The organism is Nonomuraea longispora, assembly GCF_004348345.1.
GTDB classification, from domain to species: Bacteria; Actinomycetota; Actinomycetes; order Streptosporangiales; family Streptosporangiaceae; genus Nonomuraea; species Nonomuraea longispora.
Map to the genome: position 1 here is coordinate 67,140 of NZ_SMJZ01000001.1, position 12,977 is coordinate 80,116.

At 70.0% G+C, this 12,977-nt stretch carries 12 protein-coding genes and 1 riboswitch; of the genes, 5 read left to right on the forward strand and 7 right to left on the reverse strand.

Features of this window, described 5'->3' with window-relative positions; translation table 11 throughout:
* Positions 1-91: 91 nt before the first annotated feature.
* A complete protein-coding gene (locus E1267_RS00405) occupies positions 92-1,957 on the reverse strand; it encodes a sensor histidine kinase (RefSeq protein ID WP_246063304.1) in 1,866 nt (621 codons plus the stop codon).
* A gap of 97 nt (positions 1,958-2,054) precedes the next feature.
* Between E1267_RS00405 and E1267_RS00410 the strand changes: the two genes are divergently transcribed.
* Positions 2,055-2,630, forward strand: a complete 576-nt coding sequence (locus E1267_RS00410; RefSeq protein ID WP_132328439.1) for a methylated-DNA--[protein]-cysteine S-methyltransferase — start codon at positions 2,055-2,057, stop codon at positions 2,628-2,630.
* Here E1267_RS00410 and E1267_RS00415 read toward each other — a convergent pair.
* The 3 genes from E1267_RS00415 to E1267_RS00425 all read right to left on the reverse strand — a co-directional run bounded on the left by E1267_RS00415 (position 2,593) and on the right by E1267_RS00425 (position 4,989).
* Positions 2,593-3,927: a purine-cytosine permease family protein gene (locus tag E1267_RS00415; protein WP_132328441.1), complete on the reverse strand. Its 1,335-nt coding sequence runs from the start codon at positions 3,925-3,927 to the stop codon at positions 2,593-2,595. The two genes, E1267_RS00410 and E1267_RS00415, sit on opposite strands and share 38 nt — an antisense overlap.
* Positions 3,918-4,030: riboswitch (TPP riboswitch) on the reverse strand. Its footprint overlaps the gene before it by 10 nt.
* Before the next feature lie 152 nt (positions 4,031-4,182).
* Positions 4,183-4,506 (reverse strand): rhodanese-like domain-containing protein, encoded by a 324-nt coding sequence (locus E1267_RS00420; RefSeq protein WP_132328443.1) that lies wholly within the window; start codon positions 4,504-4,506, stop codon positions 4,183-4,185.
* 45 nt (positions 4,507-4,551) lie between these two features.
* Positions 4,552-4,989, reverse strand: coding sequence for a winged helix-turn-helix transcriptional regulator (locus E1267_RS00425; RefSeq protein WP_132328445.1), 438 nt, complete (start codon positions 4,987-4,989; stop codon positions 4,552-4,554).
* Positions 4,990-5,064: 75 nt separating this feature from the next.
* Here E1267_RS00425 and E1267_RS00430 point away from each other — a divergent pair, with 75 nt between their 5' ends.
* The gene (locus tag E1267_RS00430; protein WP_132328447.1) at positions 5,065-6,543 is read left to right on the forward strand and encodes an MFS transporter; all 1,479 of its coding nucleotides are present in this window, start codon (positions 5,065-5,067) and stop codon (positions 6,541-6,543) included.
* Between the two features lie 58 nt (positions 6,544-6,601).
* On the opposite strand, the gene E1267_RS00435 is transcribed toward E1267_RS00430, so the two are convergent.
* Positions 6,602-7,480: an Fpg/Nei family DNA glycosylase gene (locus E1267_RS00435; RefSeq protein WP_132328449.1), complete on the reverse strand. Its 879-nt coding sequence runs from the start codon at positions 7,478-7,480 to the stop codon at positions 6,602-6,604.
* A gap of 47 nt (positions 7,481-7,527) precedes the next feature.
* The gene (locus tag E1267_RS00440; RefSeq protein WP_132328451.1) at positions 7,528-8,133 is read right to left on the reverse strand and encodes a TenA family protein; all 606 of its coding nucleotides are present in this window, start codon (positions 8,131-8,133) and stop codon (positions 7,528-7,530) included.
* Positions 8,134-8,156: 23 nt separating this feature from the next.
* Here E1267_RS00440 and E1267_RS00445 point away from each other — a divergent pair, with 23 nt between their 5' ends.
* Entirely contained in the window at positions 8,157-8,819 is a 663-nt protein-coding gene (locus tag E1267_RS00445; RefSeq protein ID WP_132328453.1) for a GOLPH3/VPS74 family protein, read from the forward strand.
* A 5-nt stretch (positions 8,820-8,824) separates the two neighbouring features.
* Here E1267_RS00445 and E1267_RS00450 read toward each other — a convergent pair whose 3' ends face one another.
* Entirely contained in the window at positions 8,825-10,090 is a 1,266-nt protein-coding gene (locus E1267_RS00450) for an LCP family protein (RefSeq protein ID WP_246063307.1), read from the reverse strand.
* A 289-nt stretch (positions 10,091-10,379) separates the two neighbouring features.
* Here E1267_RS00450 and E1267_RS00455 point away from each other — a divergent pair, with 289 nt between their 5' ends.
* Positions 10,380-11,726, forward strand: coding sequence for a hemolysin family protein (locus E1267_RS00455; RefSeq protein ID WP_132328455.1), 1,347 nt, complete (start codon positions 10,380-10,382; stop codon positions 11,724-11,726).
* A complete protein-coding gene (locus tag E1267_RS00460) occupies positions 11,723-12,739 on the forward strand; it encodes a hemolysin family protein (RefSeq protein ID WP_132328457.1) in 1,017 nt (338 codons plus the stop codon). The genes E1267_RS00455 and E1267_RS00460 overlap by 4 nt, the downstream gene beginning before the upstream one ends.
* Positions 12,740-12,977 lie beyond the last annotated feature (238 nt).

Genomic DNA, 12,977 nt, shown 5'->3' on the forward strand with positions numbered 1-12,977 from the left:
GGTACGACCGAAATGCCCCGTTACTCGACCCCAGAAACCGCATCTCGATCACAGCTTGTACACATTGGACGATAGATCAGCGCAACTGTGACTACCTCGTTACCGCATCGGTGTGTCGGATCCGATAGGGCAGAACGAGCCGCATGCGGGTGCCGCCTCCCGGTCTCGGATGGGCGCTCACGTCTCCCCCTTGTGCCCTCGCGAGGCTGCGGACGATGTAGAGCCCGAGCCCTACTCCACCAAACCTTCTCCGATCGCCGCTGTCCACCTGGACGAACCGCTCAAAGATCCGCTCCCGGTCAGTAGGGGCGATACCGACGCCCTCATCGTCGACGACCACGACCACGTTGCCGGACTCCGGCCAGGCCTCCACCGCGATCAACCCGCCTTTGGGCGAGTACTTGAAGGCGTTCTCCAGCAACTGCCCGAGGACGATGTCCGTCGCCAGCGCGTCGCCCAGCACGTTCGGCAGCTTGTCGGGGATTCTCACCTCGACCCGGTGCTTGTCGGACAGCACCGGCAGCCCGAGCGTGGCGGCCTGGATCCGCTCGGCCAGGTCGAACTCCTCGATGCGGACCTTGAGCTCGTCCGCCCCCGCCCTGGAGCCCAGCAGCAGGTGGTCCATGAGCTGCCCGAGCGACCTGGACCGCTCGGCGATCGTGTGCACGGCCGCGCGGCGCTCGGGATCGCCCAGCTTGTCCCAGCGCGAGTCAAGCGTGCTGGCGAACCCCCGCACGATCGTGATCGGCGTACGCAGCTCATGGCTGGTCGTGGCGAGGAACAGGTCCTTGGCCTCCTCCAGCTCCTTGGCCGCGGTCACGTCGCGGAAGTCGATGACCACCTCGCCGGTCTCCTCGATCCGCGCGCTCACCACGTCCAGCCAGCGGCCCGTCTCCATCTGGAACGTGACCTTCTCGCCCGGCTCGGGCAGTGGGAACGGCGGAGGCCCGCCGATGACGTCGTCGGCCGAGAATGCGGTCAGCGCGGCGGCGGCCGGGTTCCAGCGGACCACGCGGCCCGCCCCGTCGAGCACGGCGATGCCGTCGGCGCTCGCGTCGAAGACGGCCCGCTCGTGGGCCCGCTGCCGCACCGCGTCCTGGTAGGCGACGGCGTTGCCCACGGCGATGCCCGCGTGCCCGGCGAGCAGTTCCAGCAGCTCCAGTTCGAGATGCCCGGGGACACGCCCGGCGAAGAGCGCGTAGAGGGCACCGTACGGGCGCCCCCCGACGGCGGCCAGGCCCAAGGTGATCGTGTGCAGGCCGTCCAGCCGCGCCCACACCAGCTCGTCGAGCCCGTTCGTCTCCAGCATGACGGTCTTGCCGGTGCGTAACAGCTTGTCCACGAGGCTCGTACGCAGGTCGGTGGTGGTGCCCCTGATGGCCTCGGGCAGCTGGTACGTGCTGACCAGGCGCAGCCGGTCACCCTCGATCAGCACGAACCCGCCCGCGTCCGCGCCGGTCAGCTCGGTCAGGCTGGCCGAGATCCGGTCGAGCACGGCCGAGAGCTCCAGCTCGGAGTTGATGTCGCCGACGACGTCCGTCAGCCGGCGCACGAGACGTTCCCTGCGCGCCATGCGATGCCTGGCCAGCTCGTCGGCCCGCGCCGGATGGTGCACGCAGATGTATCCGGCCACGGCGTTGCCCAGGCGCAGCGCGCTGATGTCCACCCGGAGGTCGAGGAGGACGCCGTCCTTTCGCAGGCGTTTGGTACGCAACGACACCGACTCGCCCGTGCGTACGCGCTCCAGCACGGCGTTGAGCTCGGCGGTCAGCTCGCCCGGCACGATCGGCGCCCGCCGCCCGAGCAGGCCCTCGGCCGTCCACCCGAACAGCCGCTCGGCGGCCTCGTTCCAGACCAGCACGCTCTGGTCACGGTCGAGCGCCACGACGGCGTTGGGCGAACCGGCGAGCACCGCACGCGCGATCTCATCGTCACTACCGGCCCATTCGTCCCCCACACCTCCATAGTGCACGTGGCTAGGTAGGTGCGTCGGGCGATCCGTCCGATACGCTGCGGTCACGGCGATTCTCGGTGGGTGTGGAGGGTGAGGGCGAATGGCGAGCGGTGATCTCGATGCCCTGTTGCGGGTGACCTCCAGCACCTACCGCGGCGAGACGCCTCCCGACATCGCGTTCGGCACCTACGACGGCGCCGTGGGCAGGCTGGTGCTGGCCGTGACGGGCAAGGGCATCGCGGCCTGCAGCTTCGAGAGCGAGAACGACGTCTTCGAGTTGGTCAGCCGGCATGTGGGCACGTTCATCGGCAACGACGCCCGGCGGCTCGACCCGGTGCGCAGAGAGCTCGACGCCTACTTCTCCGGCCGACTGCGCGCGTTCGCCACGCCGGTCGACTGGGCGCTGGCCACCACGTTCGCCCGCTCGGTGCTGCAGAAGACCATGGCGGTCCCCTACGGCACGACCACGACGCTGGAGCAGATCGGCCAGAGCATCGGCAGGCCGCGCGCGTTGCGCGCGATCGGCAACGCGCTGGCCTCCAACCCCGTCTGCGTGATCGTGCCCTGCCACCGGGTGGTGCGCGAGGACGGCGCGCTCGGCGACTACGCGGGTGGCGCGAGCGCCAAGCAGCACCTGCTCAACGTCGAGCAGCGCGCCTCCGCGACACGCCGATGACGGCGGTCACGAGGGCCGCCACCACCGCCGCGCCGAGTGCGCCGTTCATCCACGGTTGCCGGGTGAAGCCGATGGCGTCGCGGGCGGAGGCCCAGACCCCGTCCCACGCGGCGATCGTGGGCGTCGAGGTGGTCAGCCAGTAGGCGGCGAAGCCGAGCGCCCACGGCACCAGCATCGACCAGCGCGAGGGGGCGTTCTCGCCCGTGTTCCAGCGGCCGCCGCCGCCGAAGGCGAAATAGTCGACGGCCAGCACCGCGAACATCGGGACGAACACCGCCCCGATCACCCCCAGGAACGCGCCGTACGAGGTGACGTCCACGACGAGGGCGATCACGACGGTGAACACGCCGATGGCGGTCGAGATGATCCGCCGGTCCACGCGCGGCATCAGGTTCTGCAGCGACATGGTGGTGGAGTAGACGTTCGCGAACGACTGGTCGGTCTCGCGCAGCACCAGGATGCCGAAGAACAGCGCGCCCAGCGGGGCGGCCACGAACGGGTCGAACACGGCCGTGTTGTCGGCGTTCACGGCGGCGGCGCCGGCGATGGCCACGGCGTAGACGCCGAGCCCGAGGCAGGCCACCTGGGCGATCGTGTAGCCGCCGACGATCCCGGTGAACGCCGCCCGCGCGGAGCGGGAGTGCCGGGCGAAGTCGGCGGCCAGCGGCACCCAGGACACCGACAGCGCGATCACGTAGTCGACGGCCGGGGCGAACCCGGTCCACGACCCGCCGGCGGGGGCGGGCGTCTCGGACAGGAAATGCCAGGTGAACCAGATCATCGACACGATCACGCCGACGGTGACGTAGCGCCGCAGCAGCCGGATCGCGCCCAGCGGCCAGATCGTGAGCGCGGTGGTCAGCACACCCGCCACCACCACCCACACGGGGTACGCCACCCCGTCGAAGATCGCGCTGGCGGCCTTGGCGATCACCCACAGCTCGAAGGCGCCCCAGCCGAGCATCTGCACGATGTTCAGCACCGTGGGCGCGTACGAGATCCTGGCCCCGAACAGGCCGCGCAGCAGCACCATCGCGGGCTGGCCCGTACGGGTGCCGGGGATGGCGGAGAGACCGACCATGGCCGTGCCGACGAGGCTGCCGACCACCGTCGCCACCAGCGCGGCGGCCAGGCTGAGCGGCGCGTCGCCGGTCGGGTCGAGCAGGAGCAGCGCCCCTGAGAAGCCGAGGAGGCTGACACCGAGGTTGGCCCAGAGCGCGCCCTGGTCGAGCACGCCCAGGGTCTTGGGGGGCTGCCCGTCGAGGGTCAGCGGAACTTCGTCGGCCACATGCGACATCGCACACTCCCTACGCCGGCATTACCCGGACAGGTTCATGCGGTCGGCGACAGCCGTAGTCGCCCTCTCAGCCTGATTGCCTCAAGCTCCCGCGGATCGATTTGTTGTCTGCGGAGCAGGAATGTCCCAGTTCCGCGGGCCCCATGATGCCTCATCCCTCCGAGTTCGGCCAGCCCGGGAGCCGCAGGCAGGGCCACCCAGGGCACACGTGGGTGGCCCTTCTGCCTGCTCGGGAACGCCCGCAGGGTGTTCGGCTCAGGCCACGAAGGGCCGCTCCTCCGTCTCGCTGACCAGCGGACGCCCGGCCGCCTCCCACGACTGCATGCCGCCCCCGACGTTGACCGCGTCGCGCCCGAGCTGGTTGAGCCAGGCCGCCACCTGCAGCGACCGGCCGCCGACCCGGCAGACGACATAGATCGTCCGGTCGCCCGGCACCTCGTCGACCCGGCCCTGGATCTGGGTCATCGGGATGTGCACCGCCTCACGGGCGTGGCCCGCCCGCCATTCGTCCTGCTCGCGGACGTCGAGAAGGTAGGCGTCCGCGGGAATGTCGCTCGGCTCGATCTCTGGAACGGTCATGACCCCATCATCTCGCGGCGACGGCGGCCGGCGACCGGGCCCGCCTCACGGAGTGGGGCCATGAGCACGGGCGTCGTACGCGGCGCGTGCGCGGGCGATCTCCTCCTGGTGCGCCTCGGTCCAGGTGACCAGGGGCTTGATGGTCTCGTGCAGCGTACGGCCGAGCGGCGTCAGCGCGTAGTCGACCCTCGGCGGCACGACGGGGTGAACCGTGCGGCTGACCAGGCCGTCGCGTTCGAGCTGGCGCAGGGTGACGCTCAGCATGCGCTGGCTGACGCCGTCGATCTCGCGGCGGAGCTGGGTGAAACGCATGCTCTCGCAGTCGAGCATGGCGATGACCAGCAGCGACCACTTGTCGGCGATGCGGTCGAGGATCTGGCGCACCTCGCAGTCCTCACGGGTGTCCCACAGGCGGGCGTCATAGTCGTCGTCGGCCACGGTGCCCGCGGAGTAACCGAGTGATTCGGAAGTGCCTTCTTCCATGACATCCCATGATGGCCAATGATGTGGACGGTTACAACAAGGAACCGACATGCATTTGAGTAACCGGGGGTTGTCATGCCTGTCCCTGCTCGTAGGTGGGGCGTACTGATCGTTCTGTGCGGGGCCATCTTTCTCGAAGGCATCGACGTCGCCATGCTGAACGTCGCCCTCCCCGCCATCCGTGCCGACCTCGGGGTGTCCACGGGCATGCTCAGCGGCGTGGTGAGCGCCTACGTGCTCGGCTACGGCGGCTTCATGCTGCTCGGCGGCCGGGCGGCCGACCTGCTGGGCCGGCGGCGCATGTTCCTGCTCTGGCTGGGGGTGTTCCTGGCCTTCTCCGGCCTCGGCGGGGTGGCGAACGACGGCTGGGTGCTGCTGCTGGCGAGGTTCGTCACCGGGGTGGCCGCCGGGTTCATGACGCCCGCGGGGTTGTCGCTGATCACCACGAGCTTCCCCGAGGGCCGCGACCGCAACCGCGCCCTGATCATCTACGGGAGCACCGGCGCCGCCGGCTTCGCGCTCGGCCTGGTGTTCGGCGGAGTGCTCACCGAGTTCGGCTGGCGCTGGGTCTTCTTCGCGCCGGTCCTGATGTCACTGGCGATCCTGCTCGCCGCGATCGTACTGATCAAGGAGCCGCCCGCCGGCGAGCGCCCGGCGGGCGGGTTCGACCTCGCGGGCGCGGCGAGCGTGACGGGCGCGATGATGTTGCTGGTCTACGGCTTGGTACGCCTTGAGCACCCCGCCGAGGGCCTGCCGCTGACGCTCGCGGTCTTCGCCGTGGCCGCGGGGCTGCTGGCGGCGTTCGCGGCCATCGAGCGCCGCTCCCCGCACCCTCTGGTCCGCCTGCGCATCTTCAGGTCGGCCGCGCTGGTCCGCGCCAACGTGACGGCCGTGCTGCTCACGGCCTCGTTCTTCGGCTTCCAGTTCCTCGTCACCCTCTATCTGCAGGAACTGCGCGGCTGGTCACCCATGCAGACGGGGCTCGCCCTGCTGGTGGCCGCCGCCGACGTGGTGATCGCCCCGACGCTCACCCCCCGGCTGGTCAACCGGTACGGCAACGCCAAGGTCATCCTCGGCGGCCTGCTGGCGGGTCTGCTGGCGTACGCGCTCTTCCTCGGCGCCGGGCTGGACTGGACCTACGCCGCGATGGTGCCGTCGATGGCGCTGCTCGCCCTGATGTTCGCCTTCGCCTACGGCCCGCTCATGATCACGGCCACGGACGGGATCGCGTCCGCGGAACAGGGACTGGCCGGCGGGCTGATCAACTCGTCGTTCCAGTTCGGCGCCGCACTCGGCGTGTCGATGGTCACGGCCGTCAACGTGGCCGCCCTCGGCGACGCGACCACGCAGGAAGCCGGAATGGCCGCCCTCCGCACGGCCCTGACGGTCCCCGTGACGACCGCCCTCCTGGCAAGCGCCATCGCGGCAACGGCCCTCATGTCCAGACGGCCCGGCGGCACACCCGGAAACGCGGGCCAGGTGAAAACCACGGAACACGGCCAAGACGACGCTCGTCACGGCGAGCAGCCCGTGAGCCTTCACGACCGGCCATGACAGGCGCCAGCCGACATCGGCGCGTGCGGTGACGGCGGCTGTGCCGTAAGAACAAGAATCACTTCAGAAGACGAGAAAGCCTCCTGTCGGCGAGGGGCTTGCCGCCGGTCTGGCAGGTCGGGCAGTACTGCAGGGACGAGTCGGCGAACGACACCTCGCGGATCGTGTCGCCGCAGACGTCGCACGGCTGCCCCGCCCGGTTGTGCACGCGCAGCCCCGACTTCTTCTCCGCCTTGAGGTCCTTCGCGGCCAGCCCGTGCGCCCGCTCGACCGCCTCGCCGAGTGTGGTGACGATGGCTTCGTGCAGGTCGGCGATCTGTGTGTCCGTGAGCGTCGCGGCGATCTTGAACGGCGACATCCTGGCCGCGTGCAGCACCTCGTCGGAATAGGCGTTGCCGATGCCGGCGATGATCTTCTGGTCGCGCAACAGGCCCTTGATCTGGGTGCGGTTGCCGCCCACGATGCGTTTGAGCGCGGCGACCGTGAACGACGGGTCGAGGGGGTCGGGGCCGAGCGCGGCGATGCCGGGCACCTCGTCCGGATTTCTTGTGACATAGACGGCGAGCCGCTTCTGGGTGCCCGCCTCCGTCAGTTCGAAGCCGGGCGCCTGGCCCTCGTCGTCGGGCGTCAGCCGCACCCGCACCGCGAGCGGCCCCTTGCCCGGACGGACGGGCTTCGCACCCGACAGGTCGTCGCGCCAACGCAGCCATCCCGCCCTGGCCAGGTGGATGACCAGGTGCAGGCCGTCGCAGTCGAGGTCGAGGAACTTGCCGTGCCTCGCCACGCCGGTGATGGTCAACCCGCCGAGCGCCGTGGCCGGCGGGTCGAACGTCTTGAGCGCCTGGAAGCCGACCACGTCGACCCCCAGGATCGTGCGCCCCACCGCCCGCTCGCGCAGGAAGTGGGTGAGAGACTCCACTTCGGGAAGTTCCGGCATGTCACCAGGGTACGGTCCCGCGCCGCGCCGTCCACAGCCTGTGGACGCTACGGCACGCTCCAGAAGGCCAGCTCGTGCGCCATGCCCTCGGTGAACTTCGCCTCCGCCCGCGACGGGTCGGGATCGGCATCGTCGATCATCTCGGCGATGCGTACGGTGAGCGCGGCGAACCCGGGATCGGCGTACGTGTCCACCCAGGCCCGATATCTCGGCTCACTGGGCGGATTCTCGGCCAAGATCCGGCCGAGCGTCGAGTAGCCCCACATACACGGATAAAGCGCCGCCAGCCCTTCCCCGTACGACGCCGCCGACTCCAGCAGGAACCCCGTGTACGCCGCACACGCCGGCCCCTTCACCGCGCCCCCCAGATCGGCCCCGAACTCCGCCGACAACGACCTGTGCAGGTTCAGCTCGTCGTGGTACGTCGCGTGCGCCAGGTCCACCAGGTCGCCCAGATGCGCGTCGGGCGCCTGCCAGGCAAGCCGCGAGAACACCCGTACGTAGTCCAGCAGGAACAGGTAGTCCTGCTCCAGCCACGACCTGAACACCGGTTCCGCCAGGTCACCGCGGCCGATGCCGACCACGGTGGGATGGTCGAGCTGCGCCTGCAGCAAGGGACGGCCGATGGCGTGCAACTTCTCGGACAAGCTCATAAAGGGGAGGTTAGTGTCGAAACATGACTGTGACGATCGCCGAAGAGTTCCTCCTGCTGGCCTACCGGGACGACAAGGGCACCCCGCTCATCGACTCCACGCGACTCGACTCCGCGCTCGCCGGCGCGCTCCTCGCCGAACTGGCCGTGGCCGGGCGGCTGGAGCTGTCGGACAAGAAGGTGACCGTCACCGACCCGAGCCCCCTCGGCGACGCGGAGCTGGACGCCACGCTGAGCCGCATCGCCTCCGAGACCAAGGCCAGGAAGCCCGCCTGGTGGGTGCAGCGGCTGAAGACCAGCAAGCTGCGCAACCGCCTGCTGACCAACCTCGCCGGGTCGGGCGTACTGACCGAGGAGCGCAGCAGGGCCCTCGGCATCTTCCCCGTCACCCGCTGGCCGGAGGCGCACCCCGGCGTCGAGGCCGACGTACGCGAGCGGGCGGGTGCCGTGCTCAAGGGCGCCACCCCCGACGCGCGTACGGCGGTGCTGATCGCGATCACGCACGCGGCCAAGCTCGACCGCAAGGTCTTCCCCGAAGCGGACAAGCGGCGGATCAAGGAGATCTCGGAGGGCGCGTGGACGGCCGACGCCGTCGCCAAGACCATCGCCGCCATCAACGCGGCCACAATGGCCGCCATCAGCGCCGCGACCACCGCAGCCGCCAGCAGCAGCAGCGGCGGCGGCTGACCGGACTAGCGGGCGTCGATCACGCTCTTCGGCACGGGCTTGTCCTCCTTCAACGCGTTGAACAGCGCCAACGCCTTCTGCCTGTCCGACTTGACGGCCACGCCGCCGTTGGGGAGGGTCTCGTTGCCGCCGAACGGCACGACCGTCGTCACCGGGTTGTCGCCCATGGCGAGCCCCAGCGAGAGCAGGTCGAAAGCGCCGGTGCCCGAGTCGACCGTCACCGCGTCCGTGGCGCTCATCGCCAGCGGGATCGACGTGAACGGGTTGATGAGCACCCCCGGGCTGGCCGCCTTCTTGACGACCGCCGCGAGGAACTGACGCTGCCGCTTGGTGCGCTCGTAGTCGGGCAGCGCGCCGCCCTTGCGGGTGCGTACGTACCCCAGGGCCTGGGCGCCGTCGAGCACCTGCTTGCCCTTCTTGAGCTTGAGCCCCGCCTTGGGGTCGTTCACGGCGGCCGTCACGTTCATCTCGACCCCGCCCACAGCGTCCACGATGTCGACGAAGCCGGCGAACCCGATCTCCATGTAGTGGTCGACGCGCAGGTCCGTGACCGTCTCGATGGTGCGGGCCAGCAGCTGCGGCCCGCCGTTGTAGGCGGCGTTGAGCTTGTCGCGCTGCTTGCGGTAGATGGTGACCGCCAGGTCACGCGGCAGGCTGACCAGCGTCGGCCTGTCGCCGGTGTCGGGGATGTGCAGCAACATCATCGAGTCCGTACGCTGCCCGACCGCACGCCCGGTGGCCAGCTTCCTGCGCTGGGCCTTCGACAACCCCTTACGGCTGTCGGAGCCGACGAGCAGCCAGTTGGTGCCGGGACCGTCGGCGGGGCGCTCCTCGTAGTCGGTGAGCACGTCGTCGATGCCCGCCAACCGCGAGTCGATCCAGAAGAACAGGCCCACGGCCGCCACGAGCAGCACGGCCAGGAACCCGGCGATGATCTTCACGATCGTTCTGCCGGAGAGTTTCCTGCGAGGTCCCCGCGGCGGCTGCTCGCCCCTCGACCTCAGCGGCCTGATGGGACCGCCCCCGCCGCCGGAGCGCTGCCTGCCGTAGACGCGCCCGCCGGAGGGGCGGGGCCCGGCGCCGGGCGGGCCGGGCGGCGGCTCCGGGAACTGGGAGGCCGCGGGAAGCTTGTGCGTGGGCGCGCCCGACCCTCCCGCCGGGAACCGGTGCGCGGGGGCGCCGCCTGAGCGCGGGACGTCGTTGGGCCGCGGTGGCAGCGGGCGGCCGTCGCCCGGCGAGCGCATGGCCCGCGTACGGTCGTCCTCAGACACTTCGCCTTCCCTTCGCTTCGTACATAGACGCTACGTCCAACCCCCCGGCAGTGAAGGCGTTCGGTCAAGGATTTCCCACGGAAAAGTACACAGAACCAGCCGACCGTAACGGTGCGGCCGGGCAGTCGCCAAACTGGAGGCCCGTCCCGGCGCAGGCCCAGGAAACATCGAACCCATCGACGTCGTTACGGTTATGGACGACCTCTATCGAAGGGATGACCGTGTCCGCTCCGGACTCGTGGAGTCTTTGCCCGTGCTCGTGCACGGGTTCCTCTGAAGGCTCACTGCGGTGAGTACTTATCTCGGGCTGCTGGCCCTCTTCCTCCTCACGGCGGCGACCGGCTATTTCGTCGCCCAAGAGTTCGCTTTCGTCGCCGCCGACCGCGGCATTCTGCGCGAACAGGCCTCCGCCGGCGACGCCGCCGCCGAGCGGGCCCTCCAGGTGACCTCCCGCCTGTCCTTCATGCTCTCAGGCGCGCAGCTCGGCATCACGGTCACCGCGCTGCTGGTCGGATTCCTGGCCGAGCCCGCGATCGCCGTGATCGTACGCCCGTGGCTGGCCGGCTGGGGGCTTCCCGACGGCATGATCACCGGCGTCTCCGTGGCCACGGGCGTGTTCGTGGCGACCGTGGTGCAGATGGTGCTCGGCGAGCTGGCGCCGAAGAACCTCGGCATCGCCAGGCCGGAGGCGGTCGCCAAGTTCCTGGCCCGCTCGACGCTCGCCTATCTCGCGGTGGTGGGGCCGGTGGTCCGGTTGTTCGACTCGGCCGCCACCGGGCTGCTCCGGCGGCTCGGGATCGAACCCGTGGAGGAGGTCGAGCACGGCGTCACGCCGGAGGAGCTCTCGCGCATCATCGCCGAGTCCACCCAGGCGGGCGAGCTGCCTCCGAAGTTGTCGGAGCTGCTCGAACGGGCGCTGGAGTTCGGCGACCGCAACGCGGAGGAGATCATGGTCCCGCGGCCCCGCGTGGTCGTGCTGCGCGCCTCACAGCCCATCTCCGACATGCTCGACGCCATGCGCGCGTGCGGCCACTCCCGCTACCCGGTGCTGGCCGAGGACGGCGACGTCGTCGGCGTGACGGGCGTGCGCGAACTGCTCGCCTCAGGCCAGGAGGAGGGCCCGGTCTCCACGATCACCCGGCCCGCGCTGCTGGTGCCGGCCTCTGTGCCGTTGCCCGCCGTGCTGGAGCGGATGCGGGTGGCCAAGGACGACATCGCCTGCGTCATCGACGAGTACGGCGGCCTGGCCGGCGTCATCACCGTCGAGGACCTGGCCGAGGAGTTGGTCGGCGAGCTCGTCGACGAGAACGACCCCGAGCCCGTCGGTGCCCTCGAACACCCGGGCGGCATCTGGGAGGTGCCGGGCAGCCTCAGGCTCGACGAGGTCGAGCGGGCCACCGGCGTGGCCCTTCCGGAGAGTGACGACTACGACACGCTCGCCGGGCTCGTGCTCGCGAGACTGGGCAGGATGCCCAACCAGGGCGACTCCGTGACCGTACCGGTCAAACCTGACTCCGACCCGTTCGCCGAGGACGTCGAAAAGCACCTGGCGGAGCTCACGGTCATATCGCTCAACCGCCGGGTGCCTGAATGGGTGCGCCTGGCACCGGTGCGACACGCGGAGGCCGCCCGATGAGCCTGATCATTCTGAGCCTGGCGCTGCTGGCCTTCAACGCGCTGTTCGTGGCCGCCGAGTTCGCCTTCGTCTCCTCGCGCCGCCACCGCCTGGAGGAGATGGCCGCGGGCGGCAGCCGCCTGGTCAGGATCACCGCCAAGTCGGCGGTGCGCGGCGGCCGCCAGCTCTCCCTCATGCTGGCCGGCGCCCAGCTGGGCATCACCCTGTGCACGCTGGGCCTGGGCCAGGTGACCGAGCCGGCGATCGAGCACTATCTGGAGCCCGTCTTCGCCATCGCCGGCGTGCCCGAGGGCCTGCGCCTGCCGATCGCCCTGACGATCTCCCTGGCCCTGGTGACGTTCCTGCACATGGTCATCGGCGAGATGGCCCCCAAGTCGTGGGCGCTGACCCACCCGGAGCGCGCGGCGCTCCTGCTGACCCTGCCGTTTCGCGGCTTCACGTGGCTGATGCGCCCGCTGCTGTCGGCGCTCAACGGCCTGACGAACGTCATACTCCGCCTCTTCGGCGTCAAGCCGAGGGACGAGCTGGCGACGACCAGAACCCCGCGCCAGCTCGCCATGCTGGTGGGCGAGTCGGGCCGCATGGGCCTGCTCGACAGGGAGGAACACGACCTCCTGACCCGCGCCCTGCGCCTCGACGACGAGGGCATCGAACGCCTGATGACCCCGATCGCCCAGGCGGCGAAGGTGCCGCCCACGGCGGACAGCGCCCAGATCAAGCGAACGGCGACGGCCACGAACCACCTGCGCCTCCTGGTGGAGAACGAGTCAGGCGTCCAAGGCGCCCTGCACGCCAGGGACGCCCTGCTCAACCCGGAGAAGACCGCACGCGAGCTGGCCAGGGAGGTGCCCAGGCTCCGCTCGACCACCCAGATCCCCGAGGCGGTGACGGCGCTCCAGGAGGCCAGGGCCCATCTCGCCCTCGTCACGGACCAGCAGGACGCGGTCATCGGAATGGTGACCCTCACGGACCTGGTGGGCGAACTTCTGGACACCAGAACCAAAGCTGCGTAACTGTGAACTAAAACACACACCAACCGCAAGCCACCAGAAAGCGTCTTGCAACCACCAGGACGTACAGTCCGACAGGCGACCATCAGACAGTTTCTTGAAAAGGAAGACCCCGGCCCTTGCGATCCGCAACAAGCTTCGCCAATGTGGGTCTGCACAAAAGAACCCAGGAACCACCCCACACCAACTCCCGGCCTGCGGCCGGGAGGAACCACGACGTGAGGGCATGCACCCGGCAGGG